Here is a 16378-nt window from a genome sequence, read left to right as displayed (position 1 = left end):
AATTCATTAAAAATCAAAGTATTTTATCTTTTATTTTTCAATTTACTTTATTTATTTTAATATACTGTAACTTTTCTAATTATTGTAAACAGCATTCACTTAACTAACCTCACTAAGTGATCACTTAAATTTGGGCATGAAAAAAGGATAATAAAAATTATTATCCTTCATAAATATTATTTTTTCCCCACAGTCATATCCACATCCACCAATGTGGCAACCATCACTGCTTTTATAGTATGCATTCTGTTTTCAGCTTCATCAAAGACTTTTGAGTATTTAGATCTAAACACTTCATCTGTCACTTCCAATTCTGCAAGACCAAATTTTTCATATATTTCTTTACCTACTTTTGTATTTAAATCATGAAAAGCAGGTAAACAGTGTAGAAAAATAACATCCTCGTTATTAGTTTTCTTTATCATATCCATATTCACTTGATAATCTTTCAATAATTTAATTCTTTCTTCATATTGGTCTTCTTCTCCCATGGATACCCATACATCTGTGTATATAACATCTGCTCCACGAACGTCTTCTATATTTTCTGTTAAAGTTATGCTTCCTTTAGATTTAGATGCAACTTCTTTCATTTCTTCTAGCAAATCTTCATCTGGCCATAATTCTTTTGGTGCAAGAGATACAAAGTTAATTCCTAATTTAGCACATCCAATCATTAAAGAATTTCCCATATTATTTCTTGCATCTCCAACATAAACAAATTTTATTTTATCAAAAGATTTATCTACATACTCTGATACAGTAAGCAAATCTGCTAATATTTGAGTAGGATGATATTTGTCTGTTAATCCATTATATACTGGTACTCCAGAATATTTAGCTAGTGTTTCCACTGTTTCTTGCTTATATCCTCTAAATTCTATACCATCATAATATCTTCCTAATACCTTGGCAGTATCTTCTATAGATTCCTTTTTACCCATATGAGAACTATCTGGTCCAATATATGTTGTATGAGCACCTTCATCTACAGCTGCAACTTCAAAAGAACATCTAGTTCTTGTTGAGTTTTTTTCAAATATTAGCGCAATACTTTTTCCTTCAAGTAAATTTCCCTTAATGCCTACCTTTTTCTTTGTTTTTAAGTAACTAGATAAAGATAATAAATATTTTATTTCCTCTTTTGTGAAGTCTTTTAATGTTAAAAAACTTCTTCCTTTTAAACTAATTTTATTCATTTTATTTCCCCCTTTAAATTAAAATCAAAAGAGCCCCTTAGTTATAAACTAAGAGGCGAAAATCCGCGGTACCACTCTAATTATTAAGATATTGCTTTAACTAAAGTAATACTGATAAAATATTTTTTTGAAAACTAAAAAAGTCTCCTGGCTTTTACACCAAGAGACGATATTTTACCGTGTTACCACTCTAATTGTTAAGAATATCTTAACCACTCAAATCCTTAAGGCGGACAACCGATTATTGTACTTTAATTTCTAATAATCTTCTCCAAAGCTCTCTTCAGAATAAATCTCCTTACCAGGCTTCCACCATTCCCGGCTCTCTATTAATTTAATTCATCTTACTCTCTTCTTCACGGAATTTATCATATTTTTATTAATAATAATATTATTATCTTTTTAATAATATGTCAATAATTTTTTTAATAATTTTGGAATTTTATTCATATATAGAAGATTGTTCCCAAATTTGTTCCAAATCATCGAAGTATTTTTTTATTTCTTCTTTTTCTTTCATACCAACAGATATAGCAAGTGCATTTGCTACAGTCATGGCAGGAACTAAAGAGTCAACAAATGATGCCATATTACTTTTTACTAAAAGAGTATTATCAGATAAACATGCTACTGGGGCAAAATAACTATCAGTAATTGATATTATATGAGCTCCTTTATTTTTTGCATAGTCAACAACTTGATATGATTTTTTAGAATATCTAGGAAAACTAAATGCTATTACCACATCGTTTTCGTTTATTCTAACTATTTGTTCAAAAGCATCTCCCATATCTAATCTTATTATATGAACATTGTCTAATATTAAATCCAAATAAAATCCTAGATACTGAGCTATTACATGAGAACTTCTCATACCTAAAACATATATTTTTCTAGCTTTTAATATTTTTTCTGAAGCATCTTTAAATGCTTTTGGATCTATTTCTTCCAAAGTCCCCCTAATATTATCTATATCACTCTTTAGAACTTTACTAAGTATTGTTGCATCGTCAGAATAATCCTCATTTGCTAATTCAACCCTTTGTACTGTTGTTAATTTATTTTTTATTAACTCTTGTAATGCATCTTGTAATTTAGGATATCCTGGGTATCCTAAAGCATTGGCAAACCTTACCACTGTAGATTCACTAACCCCTACAGTTTCTCCAAGTTTGCTAGCAGTCATAAATGCTACTTTATCATAATTTTTAATAATATATTGGGCTATAAGTTTTTGACCCTTACTCATTTTAGGATAACGAGATTGTATGATCGAAATTAATTGTTTACTATCATTTATATTGTTTGTAAATTCCATAATATGCTCCTCTTTCTTTTGTGAAAAATATGAAGTATTCGTAAATTATTCATACTTATAACTTAATTATACCACTGTTTATATCAAGTTATAAAATATTATTTCATTTTTTCATTGTGCAATATATTTTTTATAAGGTAGCAAAATTATATATTTTTTAACCTTTTTTTTCTACTAGAATAAGCTGTGGTGGATTATTTATTTGATTTGTAAACTCCATATGCAATACATTGTATTGTTTTTGATCTAAATTATTTAAGTACTCACATACGTAATTTTTTTCATCAAGGCCACCTTCATGTCCTATATATGCAGCTATACTTATTATTCCATTTGGCTTTAATAATTCTAAACTTTTTTTGATGGCTTGTAAAGTTGTATCTGCCTTAGTAATAACTAGGTGTTTCGCTCTTGGTAAGTATCCTAAGTTAAATACAACACAACTTACCTCTTCTTTTACATATTTATCTAAGTTTTCATGACCATCAAGAATTAGTTCTATTCTATCTTCCATATTATCTCTTATAACTTTTTTTCTTGTGGAAGTTAGAGCTTCTTCTTGAACATCAAATGCATATACTTTACCAGTTTCCCCTACTAAGTTTCCTAAGTATACTGTGTCATACCCATTTCCCATGGTAGCATCAATTACCACATTGCCTTTTTCAATAATTTTCTCTAAAAATATTTTGTTTACTTCAGTTATTTTATTTATATATTTTGCTCTTAACATAATTTACCTCTATATACTCTTAAGATAATTTACTTCTTCTTCTGTTAAATGTCTATATTCACCTATTTTACAGTCATTTAAAGCAATTTTACCCATGGCCACTCTTTTAAGTCTAAGTACTGGGTGATTTATTGCTTTACACATTTTTCTTACTTGTCTATTTTTACCTTCATGTATTTTTATTTCTAACTTAGATATATCTCTATTTTTATCATAATATAAAACTTTAAGCTTTGCTGGTGCTGTTTTATAATCTTCTATGTGTAAACCAGATTTAAAATTTTTAATTTCCTCTTCACTTAACTGACCTTTTACCATGGCAATATAAGTTTTGTCAATTTCATGTTTAGGATGAGTTAATTTGTATGTTAAATCACCGTCATTGGTAAGTAGTAAAAGACCACTTGTTTCGTAATCTAGTCTTCCCACAGGAAATACTCTTTCTTTTATATCACTTAGTAAGTCTATTACACTTTGTCTATCAAACTGATCTTTAACTGTTGTTATGTATCCTTCTGGTTTATTAAGTAATATATATACTAAGTTTTCGTCTAGAGATATTTTTACTCCATCAACTTCCACTCTATCTTTTTGTTCATCAACTTGAAAAGATAATTCTTCTATTAAATTTCCATTTACTTTTACTTTTTTATTTAAAATAAGTTCTTCAGCTTTTCTTCTAGATGCTACTCCACAAGAAGCTATATATTTGTTAATTCTCATATTTACTCCTTTAATTATTTTTTTGTCCATAGTAAATACTAATATAAGTGACAAATTTTCACAAGATATTTTTATTTATTATTTATATTTCCTATAAAATAAAAAAATAAACTGCATATAGCAGTTTATTTATAATTAGTATTTACTTGCTTATTCATTTATATTATTATCTTCTAATTGTACATCTGTACTTGTTTCTGTATTTATTTCTTTATCTTCAGTTTCTTCTTGTATAGGCTCTTTAGTAGATTCTTCTTTATTATTTTCCTCAGTTTCTTTTTCTTTTTCTTCTTCTTTTTTCTTATTATTGTAAATTATCTCTGATTCTAATTTATTAATATCTTTTTTTGATGCTTTTTTTGCATTTGATTTTCTCTCTAATGCTTCTTTTTCAGTAGTTTCTTGTAGTTTTTCAAGCTCAGCTTTTTTATTTATTGATTCTCTCTTAATTTGTTTAGAACCTTCATTTATATTTACAATATGATTTAATTCTTCTATTGCTTTCTTATAATCATGCTTTTTTTCATAATTTTGTGCACTTTGCATCTTTCTCGCTTGCATATACATAGCCCTAGCTGACTCATTTTCCGAATCTTCATTTAAAACTTGAGCCAACAAAGTTAAAGCTTCATCGTATTTATGGCTTTCAAGTTTTTCTTGTCCTTTTATTAAAGAAGTACTTTCAATTATTTTGCTACATCCACTTGCTAAGGCAGTTATTAAAACTAAAACTAATATTAATAATAATCTCTTTTTCATTAAAATCCTCCCTATTGTATAATATAGTTTATCATAAACTCTAAATTTGCACATTATAAAATCCTATATAATTATATTTGTACATTGAGAAGTATTTATACAATTTTATTTTACATATAAAAAAGTTCCTTACTCTTTAATAGTAAAGAACTTTTTAGTCTACAATTCTAAAGACAATAACTCTTCATAACTTTGTCTTTTACATACTAATTTATCATTTCCATTTTCAACAAATACAACTGGATTTTTAGGTATTTTATTATAGTTTGATGCCATAGAGTATCCATAAGCACCTGTAGATGTTGTTATTAATATATCTTCACTTTCTATATCTAAAATACTAGTATTTGATATTAAAATATCCCCACTTTCACAACATTTTCCAGCGATAGTTACCTTGTGTTCAGATTTTTCACTATTCATTTTGTTTACAATAGCACATTCATATCCTGCTTGATACAAAGAAGGTCTTATATTATCTGTCATTCCACCATCCACACTAACATAAGTTCTTACATCTTTAATTTCTTTAATTGATCCAATAGAATATAAAGTACTTCCAGCATTTGCAACTAAAGATCTACCTGGTTCTAATATTAGAGTAGGCATATCTATATTTAGTTGTTTGCATTTTTCATTACTTTTATTTATAATTTTTTCACAAAATTCCTTAATGCTTCTTGGCTTATCTTCTTTAGTGTAGTAAACACCTATACCTCCACCAAAATCCACTTCTTTTATTTCTATATCATAATCTTCTTTTAATTTTTTTACTAAGTTAAACATAACATCAACTTCTTCTTCATAAGGTTCTACCTCAAATATTTGTGAACCAATATGAGCATGAATACCAATCAATTTTACATTTTTATACTCTTTTAATCTTTCTACTGCCATGTAGAAATCACCATTTGTCAAGGCGAAACCAAACTTAGAGTCAATTTGACCAGTTTTAATATATTTGTGAGTATGTGCATCAATTCCAGGTGTTACTCTAAAGTATATGTCTTGTATCATATTTTTTTCTTTACAAAGACTCTCCAATATATCTAGTTCATAGAAGTTATCTACTACAAATATACCTACACCAAGATCAACACCCATTTTAATCTCGTCTATTGTTTTGTTGTTACCATGGAATAATATTTTCTTCATAGGAAAATTAGCTTTATGAGCTGTGAATAATTCTCCACCAGATACCACATCTAAATATAATCCCTCTTCATCTATTATATTACACATATACTTAGGCAAAAAAGCTTTCCCCGCATATGCAATTTTATTATTATTTTCTTTAACCTTAAAATACTTATTATATTCTTTACAATTATTTCTAATTAACTCCTCATCATATACATAAAGAGGTGTATCATATTTTTTTGCCAAATCTTGCGCATTTACCCCACCTATATATAAATTATTATCTTTTATTCCCATTGTGCCCTGAAGTTTCATAATATCCTCCTATTTTATAAATTAAATTCTTTAGCTATTTCTCTTATTGCCACTTCTTTAGAAGAAGAGTTTATTGCACATGTAATTCTTATTTCAGATGTTGTGATTAATTTTACAACTATGTTATTATCATTAAATATTTTAAATACTTTTGAAGCAACACCACTAGTATTTTTCATACCAAGACCTACTAAAGAGAACTTTGTTATTTCTTCATCTATAACCATACTTTCCTTTGGTACAAAACAACTAACAATTTGTTCACATTCTATTAAATCATCCTTTGGTATAGTAAATGACACACTTACCTTTTTGTTGAATGGAGCTGTCTGGCTTATCATATCGATACTAACTCCATCTACGGCAATTTTTTCAAATAATTTAGATACATCTTCCATATTTATATCTACTATTGTTATGGCTGCATCTTCGTCACAAGTTGCAAGACCAGTAATAACTTTATCCTCTAATTTCATGTCTTTATTCCCCCTTATATATGTTCCTTCAATATCACCGCAAGATAAACCTACATATAATTCCACATTATATTTTTGTGCTAACTCCACACTTCTCGAATGCATTACTTGAGCACCTAAGCTTGCTAATTCCAACATTTCTTCATATTCAATTTCTTTTATTTTTTTGGCTTCACTATATTTTCTAGGATCTGTAAAATAGATACCATCCACATCAGTATATATTTCACATATGCCATCTAGTTTTACAGCCAAAGCCACAGCTGAAGTATCTGAGCCTCCCCTTCCCAAAGTAGTTATATCCCCTTCATCATTTAAACCTTGAAATCCTGTTACTATTACAATTTTACCACTATCTAAACTCTCATTTATTTTACTAACATCAATATCATCTATTAATGATTTACCATGAAGTCCGCTAGTTTTAATATTTAATTGATAAGCATTATAACTTACTGCTTCACATCCTAAAGCGTTTAAACTCATTGATAATAAAGATGCAGATATCATTTCACCAGTAGACATTAATACATCAAGCTCTCTTTTGTCTGGAGATTTAGTTATGTCTTTGGCTAAACTTATAAAATCATCTGTTGTATCTCCCATAGCTGAGACTACAACTACAATTTTAGAATTTTTCTTTTTTCTTTCTATTAATTTGCTTGCAATAAGCTTAATTTTTTCAGTACTAGATACAGAACTACCACCATACTTTTGAACAACTACTTTACTCACTATTACCACCCCTTAATTATGAACTGCAAAAAAATAAAACGCCCAAAGGTATACTTTGGACGTTAAAAATAGCCATAGTAAACCTTGTAGCTCAACACTTATAAAAAAGTGACAGCCTTATACATATTCTGCATAAGTCCAGATAACTTATATGCCTATAAGCTACCTTCGGCTGTAATTCCTTTCCTAACATATAATTGCTTGCCAGCTATATGTTAGTACTTTTAAGTACAGCGCCTCTACCTTAGGTTTTTATCTTTTTTTTTGTTAATAATATATTAATAGCATAACATACTTTAATATGCAATAAAAATCATAAAATTATTTATATTTTTTACAAATAATTAAATAATTTATTCAAAGATATATCTAAGAAATATATATGTTCATTAATATTACATTTATTATGCTTTTGTTCTCTAGAAGATATAACAATAACTTTTGGTACCATAAAAAATGGTATGGTAGAGTTATCAATATCATTAGAAATATTACTATACTTTGAGCATTTAAAACTTTCATCAAGTTCAATATCTATTAATACTTGTAGTCTTTCTTTACTGGAATTTATATATTCTATAAATATATCATAAGTTTGATTTCCTACTTTTGCATTTCTATAAAATCTAACAGTTTCATATCCTTCATTATTTAATCTAATTGCAATTTCAGAACCTAATAACATTTTTGTTAAACTCTTCCCCTTTGCAATATTACTTCCATTTAGATAATATACACCTGAGTTATCTTTAAAATTTGTATAGTTAATATTACATGGAAACTTTCTCAAAGTATAATCATTACACATTTTTCTCAAAGTCCTCTTTAGGGATTTTTTACCATTTCTTTTTTTATTACTAAATACTTTTCCCACTTGATTTTCTGTGACGCATCTTACTCTACTAACCAAATACAAAATATCTTTTTCTAATCCCACCATAGTCAATCTCCTTGAAGCTGTTTTTACCAAGTTGTACTATATTATATTAAAATCACTTAATAAAATTTACACATAAAAAAAGGAAGATTAAAATTTTCTTCCTTTTTTTGTTTATATATTTTATTTTTATTTTACTCAGCTTTTTCTTCGTTGTCTGTTTTTTCACTATTATCTTCTTTATTTGTAGTTTTTTCTGTTTTCCCAATATTAAGATTATCAAAATCTGCAATACTCATTATATTTGCATCTGTTTTATCGTAAGATATACTTACTTTGTCTCCTACCATTGTTAAAGGTAGTTCTGTAGATATTTTTGATGTTCCTGTAAATATTAATTCTTTATTATCTTTTAATGCAATATAATATGTTGTGTTTCCACTTTTTACATCTTGGTTTATTCTAGATACAGTTCCTTCTATTTTTTGTGAGTTTTCACTAGTGTTAAAATCTATATTACTTCCTTTAGATTCTAATGCTTCTTTGTAGTTTCTATAGGCATCCTCTTTTGTATCTCCCATTCCTATTATGCTATAATCTTCAACAGATACAAATGCTACCATTTTTACAAGATCTGATTTATCTTTTAAGCCTAACACATATGTTGGCTTTCCAAGAATATTATACGTAACTGGGAAAGTTGCTTTATAATTTTTTTCTTGTACTTTTCCTTCTGCAGTTGTCATAGCAGCAGTTTCTGTTGCACCAGTTTGCATATACATTTTTGATTCCTTTGTTCTTGAGTTTACTAACATAAACCCTACTGTTGATTCATCTCCTCCTGCTGAAGTAATTCCTGTATACCAATATGATTTTCCATCTTTTCCATATACTAAGGAAGTTCCCTCTGATGGTAGCAACACACCTTCTTCAGATATTACAGAGTTTAAAAATCCTTTAACATATAATCCCCAGTTATTTATTTGATCCACTATAAAGTTTTCTGGTTGTATTCTATCTACCCACTTCGGTGTATCTTTAATTGAGTATATTTTAGTCTCACCACTTTGAGCATCTACAATAGCTGTTCCAACGGCATTTGATCCTCCATATCCTACAGCATGCTCATATAAAGTTACAGCCCAGTAAGGCTTTCCATTATCATCAATTTCAAAATTAAAATCAGTCATACCATATTTCATGCCACCATTTATATAAATATGTCTGTGTAAATCTTGTAAGAAATATGCTTCTTGTTGATATACTATTTTAAGTTGTTTTCCATCAAGATTTTGAACTAATCTTACATCTTGTGGATTTGTAGCTGATACCATAATATAACCCTCAGTACCCTCTAAATTAGTTATCCATTTTATAATATCTCTATGTACAAGAGGTGCCACCCAATATAATTCACCTTTTACACTTTGTATTGAGTAATCACCAACTTTAGATATACTTCCTATTGCTGGTATTTCTCCAAGTTTTTTTTCTCCCAATTTTATTGCCATATCTTTATCTACTATTCTTATTTTATCCACACTTACTGGACTTACATCCTCTGTAAAAACACTTTCCTCTACTTTACCAAGCAAGTCTTTATAAGAACTAGCTCTAAATATAGGAGATGTTACAAAGAACGGAATAATAATAATTACAAGTAACAAAACTCCTGCTATTAAGAAGTTATTTTTTGCACTTTTAGATGTTCTCTCTCCCCTATCAGTCATCATATCAAGAACACCAGATAAAACAAAGAATAAAATTAGCATTGTAAATCCTGATGTGAAATCCAATCTCAGTACTGGTAGTTTCACAAATGCATAAATAGCCACTATTAATAAAGCAATCCCATAAGATTTAAATATTTTTTTCATTTTTTCTCCTTTCCATTATACCTTTTATTAAGATTATAACCTTTTTTTTACATTTGTAGATTAATTAATAACAAATAATATATAATATAAAATAAAAAATTACCATAGTAATATATGGTAATTTTTAACAAGTCATGTGACTTAGCATATTTTTTGCGTTTTTAATATTATAATTACATAATAACCCTTCGTATTCTAAATTAAGATTTGGGTTATTATAAAAGTCCTCCGGCTTCACTAGTGCTGGTGACTTATCAAATAAATTAATATCACTTTTATATAGCATATCTGCAACAAAGTGCGAACATACATATCTATATTCTTTTTCTCTTGATTTATTAAATGATAAATATACTAAAGCTTTAACATCATAATTATATCTATTTCTATTGCTATTTACCTTCATTATATTTTTTACTAATTTTTCATAACTAGAATAATCAACATCCAATGAATATACTCGGCATAATGCATTTTGCTTTATTTCATATAAGCCTTCATTTATATTTTCTTCTACAAAACCTGCAAATATAGGTGTTTTAGGATTTAATCTCCCAAATGAATACATGGGTGATAAATTTTCATTTAAAGATAAAGAAATATGAGCATAGGGACTTTTACTAACTTTTCTTATTAGATAAGATAAAAGAGTTCCCGTGTAAGTTGTTACTATATAAATTTTTCTCATTTCTGCACCCCCAACTTTCTTATCATTTGATTTTATCATAATATTCAAATTCATTCAATTCATATTTAGCTTTATTTAATTCATATTTAGCTTTATTATTATTAATAGACAAAATATATGTACTTTTATACATATTTTTAAAAAAATTGGAAATATTATATAATTTTTTTTATATAATCCTAATAAAAATATTGATTTTGTTTAATAATGTTAAATATAATAGTTATTAACTACTAAAATATATAAATATACTTTATTTTTTTTCCATATTGAATTAAAATTAATAATATGATTATGATGAACTTATTACATATTAATAATTAATAAAATGAATAGAGAGGTAAAAATATGTCAAACGAATCAATTTCAAATAATTTTATAAAAAACATAATAGTTGACGATTTAGAATCAGGAAAACACGATCATATAATTACTCGTTTCCCGCCAGAACCAAATGGATACTTACATATTGGCCATGCTAAAAGTATTTGTTTAAACTTTGGATTAGCTAAGGAATTTAAGGGAACAGTTAATATGAGATTTGATGATACAAATCCACTAAAAGAAGATGATGAATATGTTAATTCAATTAAAGAAGATGTAATGTGGTTAGGATTTAATTGGAGCAACTTATACTTTGCATCTGATTATTTTGATGAAATGTATAAAAGAGCTATCCTCTTAATAAAAAATGGTAAAGCATACGTGGACGATTTATCTGCTGATGAAATAAGAGAAACTCGTGGCACTTTAACAGAACCAGGAAAAGAGAGCCCATATAGAACTAGATCTATAGAAGAAAACTTAGATTTATTTGAAAGAATGAAAAATGGTGAATTTTCAAATGGTGAGAAAGTTTTAAGAGCTAAAATAGATATGTCTTCTCCTAATATAAACTTTAGAGATCCTGTTATATACAGAATTTCTCATGCATCTCATCACAACACTGGAGATAAATGGTGCATATACCCAATGTACTCATTTGCTCATCCACTAGAAGATGCTATAGAAGGAATAACTCACTCTATCTGTACTCTAGAGTTTGAAGATCAAAGACCTTTATATGACTGGGTTGTTAGAGAATGTGAAATGGAAAAAGTTCCAAGACAAATTGAGTTTGCTAGACTTAACTTAACTAATACAGTAATGAGTAAAAGAAAATTAAAATTATTAGTTGATGAAGGAATTGCTGATGGATGGGATGACCCTCGTCTTCCTACTATATCAGGAGTTAGAAGAAGAGGATATACTCCAGAATGTATACGTAACTTCTGCGCTGAAATAGGAGTTTCAAAAGCTGACTCTAAAGTTGATAGTCAGTTATTTGATCACTTCTTAAGAGAAGATTTACAACCAAAAGCTCAACTTGCTATGGGAATATTAAATCCGTTAAAATTAGTTATAACAAACTATCCAGAAGACCAAAGTGAAATGATAGAACTTGAAAATATAGCTAAAAACGAAGAAGCTGGTACAAGAGTAGTTCCATTTAGTAGAGAACTTTACATAGAGAGAGATGACTTTATGGAAGAACCAATACCAAAATACAGAAGATTCTTCCCAGGAAATGAAGTTAGATTAAAAGGTGCATACTTTGTTAAATGTAGCGATGTTATAAAAGATGAAAATGGTAATATAGTAGAAATCCATGGTACTTACGACCCAGAAACAAAATCAGGTTCAGGATTTACTGGACGTAAAGTTAAAGGTACAGTTCATTGGGTAGATGCTAAAACTGCCGTTCCTGCTGAATTTAGATTATTCGAGCCATTAATATTAGATGATGCTCCAGAAAATGAAGGTAAACACTTCTTAGACCAAATAAATCCTAATTCACTTACAGTATTACAAGGTTTTGTGGAACCAACTGCAGTAAAGGATGCTAAACCGTTAGACAAATTCCAATTTGTTAGAAATGGATTCTTCTCAGTAGATACTAAATATACTACTCCAGAGAAACTTGTATTCAATAGAATAGTTCCTCTTAAGAATTCTTTTAAACCAGGAAAATAATTAAATATAATAAAAAGACTATGATTTTCATAGTCTTTTTTTATTTTGATAGTGTATTAAATAAATTCTACAGACAAAAGAAAAAGCACTATTTTGGGGATTATAGTCTCCAAATCAGTGCTTTTCCCAGGACAGAAGTTTTCACTTAGCCCTTACCTCAATTTTTCATCAAACATAGTTTGCAAATTAGTCACATTTTCAATCCCTGGGTATTGGATCATAACTATCTGCACGATAGTAGCTGAGGAATCTAGTATCTTCATTATATTTGATGGATATTAAAAAATATCAAATATACTTAAACTCCCAAGGAAATCACAAACACACATATTTATGATTAGATTAAGTTGGATTGATTATCATCAATCCTTAAATATATATTAACCTTTTTCTTAATAATTATTCATTTTTCTAAAAAACTTTGCTTATGAGTAATGAGGATTTGAGTAACCCAATAATTGTATTCCATCTTTAATACACTCGATTTCCAAAGGAAAATCTGGGCCTTTTTCTCCATCAATATCAGTAATTAAATTATCTTTGCAATCAATTGTCAACTTATTTGTTTTAAAATACAATATTTCATCTTTATTATATCCTTCAAGATGCTCACCTTTCAAAATACTTCTAAGTAATGGTAAAATATTTGGAAACAAAACATCCTTAACTATAATCACGTCTAACAATCCGTCATCTACCTTAGCTTTATATGCAAGATTGATATTTCCAGCAGTATTTCCATTGAAAATTAACATTAAGTACATGTCTCCATTATATTCTACTTCCTTCGATTTCACTTCAATACTAAATTTTCTCATATACAATGCTTCTTCAATACCTTTTAAGTAGTATGAAACTTTTCCTATGGAGTTTTTAAAGTCTGGATTAATTTTTTGAGATACATCTGTGAACATTCCTGCACTTGCAACATTTATGAAATACTTATCATTAATTTTGCCAATATCAATTTTTTTAGGTCTTGTATTTACAATTCTTTCAATTGCATCCTTTACATCAAAAGAAAGATTTACAGCTTTTGCAAAATCATTTGCTGTTCCACACGGTAAAATTCCTATAGGAATATTTATATTTAGTGCTTTTATGGCATTTAAAATTAAATCTACTGTTCCATCCCCACCAGAAATTAATATATGATCATAATTAGATTCTATGTCAAAAAAAGCATCCTTTACTGATCTATTTTTGCAAAGTCGAAAAGGTACTACAGCATAGTCGTAATGTTGATATACCTGTATTATCTTATCAAGTTCATGAGAAATTCTTCGTTCTCCTGAATTGGGATTATAAATAAATTTAACTTTTTTCATATTTCCTCCAGTTAAAATCCTAAGACCTCATTTACAAATATGACATGCATTCTATTTTTAGTTCTTTGTCTTTTTATAACTGTATATTCACAGCATATTCTGTCATCACTTTTACAGTCCATGCAATAACCTACTTTTGCACAAGGAGTGGCAGTATTTAATCTTTTTGCATTTGCAGGACCACTTAAATTTTTATTACGATTTATGGCTTCATCTATGTTTTTTACTATTTTATTTACCCCAACTACTAGTACAACTTTATCTGGACCGTATAACATGGCAGCTACTCTATTACCATTTCCATCCACATTGAAAATTTCACCTTCTTCTGTAATAGCATTTGTAGATGAAAAATATGTATCAGCATAAAAAGATTTTCTAAAAATTTCTTTTATATCAGCAGGTGTAAGGTTTTCTTCATATCTATCTAAGAAGTTGTATCTTTTGCTTCTAAGTAAATCTATTACTTTAGTTTCAAAAAGAGTCTCAGATCCTCCAACAGATACCATTTCACCTTCTTTTGCTATATCTTTAATAATATTTATAAGTTCATCATTACTTTTTGCATAATAACCTTTAATATTATTTTTTTCTAAATTATTTATAGTTTTCTCTATTTTCTTTTCATTTACCCATTGTACATTTTCATTCATATCTAACAATCTCCCTATTCTTATCTTCATTATTATTTTAACATAAGTTATTCTCCTTATATAAGACAATTTAAAAATACTTTATTGAGGTCAACAAAGTATTAGTTAATTGCTTATATATTATTTATATTTATTTTGCTTAAATGTAAATCCTTTTTTTTGTGGAAATGAGTATTTTTTACTATATTCATTTTTATAGTCATCATTAATTGGTATGTCATCATCTAAAGACACAATTTCATCATTATTCCACTCAATATTATTAAAATTATCTTCATAATTATTTTTCAAATAATTATGGGAACTATGATTTAAATTATACATTTTATTATTCATCTCATCACCTCAAATTTATCATATTATAAATATATAATCTTATTTTCTCCAATACCAATGTAAATTATTTAATATATATTTAATATATCCCTTCAAAACTTAAATAAGCATTTATACTTGGATAAATGCTTATTTAAAATCACTACTTTACTATACTATCCACATATTGCGAATTTGTCGTAATAAAGTAACCTGATTTTAGCTTATACATAGAACTATTTCCTACTTTTAATTTTTTAACTACAGTAAATACTTCACCTTTTTTCACAGTTCCACTTATTGCATCCTTTTCCCAGGATGCTGAATTTCTTATGTTCAATTCATTTGCTTTGACTTTTATATACTTAACATCTGTATCTTCTTCATTATTTTTTTTATCTTCTTTTTTATCTTCCTTTTGTTCATTACTTGGTTCAATGTATTTTACCCCAAAGGTTTTACAAATTCCCTTACAAGTTCCTTCTGCATCTGCTTTTTGAAATTTAGGATCTAACATTTCCACAGCTTCAGTCATATTATCCATAAATCCTGATTCAGTTAGTATGGCAGGCATTTTTGTATTTTTTAGTACATATAAGCTAAACCCAGAAATATCTGTATCTTTTCTAACCCCAAAGTTTTTGCAATTATGATCTTTGTGAAGTTCCCAAAGTTCTTCATGCACATTTTTAGCCAATTCTTTTGACTTACTCGAAGAATTGTAATGTATTATAGTTACAAGACCTTTCACCTTACCCTGCCATTTTTCTCCCACTGCATTATAATGTTTGCTAATGTAAGCATCTGCACCAGCTGAATTTGCTCGACTAACTCTAGTTTTCAAAGGTACATCACTATCTCCTGATGAAACTAGTAATACATTAAAACCACATCTTTTTAAAGCTTTTTCCAAATATTTAACAACTGCACTATTAAACTCATTTTCTTTAATAACTTCACCTTTTTTTCTTATTAACTTCCCATCTATATATAAATCCTTTGTTAGTGGTGGAGTTCTCTTTCCTAGTGTTTCCATGCCATGGCCATCATCTAGGGCAATAAGATATTTTTTACCCATAACAACACCTCCTATATTAATATATTGTGTTTTATATTTTTTGACACAATATTCCATGAAATTTAGCTTTAGTAAACTTCACCACTTAAATCAATAGATTTGAAATTATAAAAAAATTCCTTACTAAAATATTAGTAAGGAATATAAAATC

At 27.9% G+C, this 16378-nt stretch carries 15 protein-coding genes, 1 riboswitch and 1 other annotated feature; of the genes, 1 reads left to right on the top strand and 14 read right to left on the bottom strand.

Annotated elements, in window-relative coordinates:
• Window positions 1–176 precede the first annotated feature (176 nt).
• The 10 genes from argF to TVTCOM_RS10045 form a co-directional block, all read right to left on the bottom strand.
• On the bottom strand, window positions 177–1199 hold the full coding sequence (argF, locus tag TVTCOM_RS10090) for an ornithine carbamoyltransferase (RefSeq protein ID WP_434799692.1): 1023 nt from the start codon (window positions 1197–1199) through the stop codon (window positions 177–179).
• 159 nt (window positions 1200–1358) lie between these two features.
• Window positions 1359–1568 (bottom strand) — a binding site (T-box leader).
• Between the two features lie 73 nt (window positions 1569–1641).
• Window positions 1642–2517, bottom strand: coding sequence for a MurR/RpiR family transcriptional regulator (locus TVTCOM_RS10085; protein WP_434799691.1), 876 nt, complete (start codon window positions 2515–2517; stop codon window positions 1642–1644).
• A gap of 157 nt (window positions 2518–2674) precedes the next feature.
• Window positions 2675–3250, bottom strand: coding sequence for a tRNA (mnm(5)s(2)U34)-methyltransferase (locus tag TVTCOM_RS10080; protein WP_434799690.1), 576 nt, complete (start codon window positions 3248–3250; stop codon window positions 2675–2677).
• A gap of 9 nt (window positions 3251–3259) precedes the next feature.
• Window positions 3260–3973 (bottom strand): pseudouridine synthase, encoded by a 714-nt coding sequence (locus TVTCOM_RS10075; RefSeq protein ID WP_434799689.1) that lies wholly within the window; start codon window positions 3971–3973, stop codon window positions 3260–3262.
• Window positions 3974–4123: 150 nt separating this feature from the next.
• Window positions 4124–4732 (bottom strand): tetratricopeptide repeat protein, encoded by a 609-nt coding sequence (locus tag TVTCOM_RS10070; RefSeq protein WP_434799688.1) that lies wholly within the window; start codon window positions 4730–4732, stop codon window positions 4124–4126.
• Window positions 4733–4891: 159 nt separating this feature from the next.
• Window positions 4892–6187 (bottom strand): diaminopimelate decarboxylase, encoded by a 1296-nt coding sequence (gene lysA / locus TVTCOM_RS10065; RefSeq protein WP_434799687.1) that lies wholly within the window; start codon window positions 6185–6187, stop codon window positions 4892–4894.
• Window positions 6188–6201: 14 nt separating this feature from the next.
• On the bottom strand, window positions 6202–7398 hold the full coding sequence (locus TVTCOM_RS10060; RefSeq protein WP_434799686.1) for an aspartate kinase: 1197 nt from the start codon (window positions 7396–7398) through the stop codon (window positions 6202–6204).
• Window positions 7399–7477: 79 nt separating this feature from the next.
• Window positions 7478–7648, bottom strand: a riboswitch (Lysine riboswitch).
• Between the two features lie 84 nt (window positions 7649–7732).
• The gene (locus TVTCOM_RS10055) at window positions 7733–8338 is read right to left on the bottom strand and encodes a hypothetical protein (RefSeq protein WP_434799685.1); all 606 of its coding nucleotides are present in this window, start codon (window positions 8336–8338) and stop codon (window positions 7733–7735) included.
• 131 nt (window positions 8339–8469) lie between these two features.
• Window positions 8470–10152 carry a hypothetical protein gene (locus TVTCOM_RS10050; RefSeq protein ID WP_434799684.1) on the bottom strand — a complete coding sequence of 561 codons (1683 nt, stop codon included), beginning with the start codon at window positions 10150–10152 and terminating at the stop codon, window positions 8470–8472.
• Between the two features lie 124 nt (window positions 10153–10276).
• A complete protein-coding gene (locus TVTCOM_RS10045; RefSeq protein ID WP_434799683.1) occupies window positions 10277–10840 on the bottom strand; it encodes a hypothetical protein in 564 nt (187 codons plus the stop codon).
• 348 nt (window positions 10841–11188) lie between these two features.
• On the opposite strand from TVTCOM_RS10045, the gene TVTCOM_RS10040 reads away from it, so the two are divergent.
• On the top strand, window positions 11189–12853 hold the full coding sequence (locus TVTCOM_RS10040) for a glutamine--tRNA ligase/YqeY domain fusion protein (RefSeq protein WP_434799682.1): 1665 nt from the start codon (window positions 11189–11191) through the stop codon (window positions 12851–12853).
• Between the two features lie 425 nt (window positions 12854–13278).
• Here the strand turns inward: TVTCOM_RS10040 and TVTCOM_RS10035 are convergent, their stop codons facing one another.
• The 4 genes from TVTCOM_RS10035 to TVTCOM_RS10020 all read right to left on the bottom strand — a co-directional run bounded on the left by TVTCOM_RS10035 (window position 13279) and on the right by TVTCOM_RS10020 (window position 16227).
• A complete protein-coding gene (locus TVTCOM_RS10035) occupies window positions 13279–14181 on the bottom strand; it encodes a YegS/Rv2252/BmrU family lipid kinase (protein WP_434799681.1) in 903 nt (300 codons plus the stop codon).
• 11 nt (window positions 14182–14192) lie between these two features.
• Window positions 14193–14834, bottom strand: coding sequence for a lactate utilization protein (locus TVTCOM_RS10030; protein WP_434799680.1), 642 nt, complete (start codon window positions 14832–14834; stop codon window positions 14193–14195).
• Between the two features lie 120 nt (window positions 14835–14954).
• Window positions 14955–15170 carry a hypothetical protein gene (locus TVTCOM_RS10025; protein ID WP_434799679.1) on the bottom strand — a complete coding sequence of 72 codons (216 nt, stop codon included), beginning with the start codon at window positions 15168–15170 and terminating at the stop codon, window positions 14955–14957.
• A gap of 142 nt (window positions 15171–15312) precedes the next feature.
• Entirely contained in the window at window positions 15313–16227 is a 915-nt protein-coding gene (locus TVTCOM_RS10020; RefSeq protein WP_434799678.1) for an N-acetylmuramoyl-L-alanine amidase, read from the bottom strand.
• Between the last annotated feature and the right edge of the window lie 151 nt (window positions 16228–16378).

The sequence above is a fragment of the Terrisporobacter vanillatitrophus genome (assembly GCF_051148895.1).
GTDB lineage: Bacteria > Bacillota > Clostridia > Peptostreptococcales > Peptostreptococcaceae > Terrisporobacter > Terrisporobacter vanillatitrophus.
Note: the sequence above shows the minus strand (reverse complement) of the source record. Positions and strands in the feature narration are given on the sequence as shown.

Coding starts and splice junctions, on each gene's coding strand:
- argF (WP_434799692.1), bottom strand. CDS start 1,199: ATGAATAAAATTAGTTTAAAAGGAAGAAGTTTTTTAACATTAAAAGAC.
- TVTCOM_RS10085 (WP_434799691.1), bottom strand. CDS start 2,517: ATGGAATTTACAAACAATATAAATGATAGTAAACAATTAATTTCGATC.
- TVTCOM_RS10080 (WP_434799690.1), bottom strand. CDS start 3,250: ATGTTAAGAGCAAAATATATAAATAAAATAACTGAAGTAAACAAAATA.
- TVTCOM_RS10075 (WP_434799689.1), bottom strand. CDS start 3,973: ATGAGAATTAACAAATATATAGCTTCTTGTGGAGTAGCATCTAGAAGA.
- TVTCOM_RS10070 (WP_434799688.1), bottom strand. CDS start 4,732: ATGAAAAAGAGATTATTATTAATATTAGTTTTAGTTTTAATAACTGCC.
- lysA (WP_434799687.1), bottom strand. CDS start 6,187: ATGAAACTTCAGGGCACAATGGGAATAAAAGATAATAATTTATATATA.
- TVTCOM_RS10055 (WP_434799685.1), bottom strand. CDS start 8,338: ATGGTGGGATTAGAAAAAGATATTTTGTATTTGGTTAGTAGAGTAAGA.
- TVTCOM_RS10050 (WP_434799684.1), bottom strand. CDS start 10,152: ATGAAAAAAATATTTAAATCTTATGGGATTGCTTTATTAATAGTGGCT.
- TVTCOM_RS10045 (WP_434799683.1), bottom strand. CDS start 10,840: ATGAGAAAAATTTATATAGTAACAACTTACACGGGAACTCTTTTATCT.
- TVTCOM_RS10040 (WP_434799682.1), top strand. CDS start 11,189: ATGTCAAACGAATCAATTTCAAATAATTTTATAAAAAACATAATAGTT.
- TVTCOM_RS10035 (WP_434799681.1), bottom strand. CDS start 14,181: ATGAAAAAAGTTAAATTTATTTATAATCCCAATTCAGGAGAACGAAGA.
- TVTCOM_RS10030 (WP_434799680.1), bottom strand. CDS start 14,834: ATGAATGAAAATGTACAATGGGTAAATGAAAAGAAAATAGAGAAAACT.
- TVTCOM_RS10025 (WP_434799679.1), bottom strand. CDS start 15,170: ATGAATAATAAAATGTATAATTTAAATCATAGTTCCCATAATTATTTG.
- TVTCOM_RS10020 (WP_434799678.1), bottom strand. CDS start 16,227: ATGGGTAAAAAATATCTTATTGCCCTAGATGATGGCCATGGCATGGAA.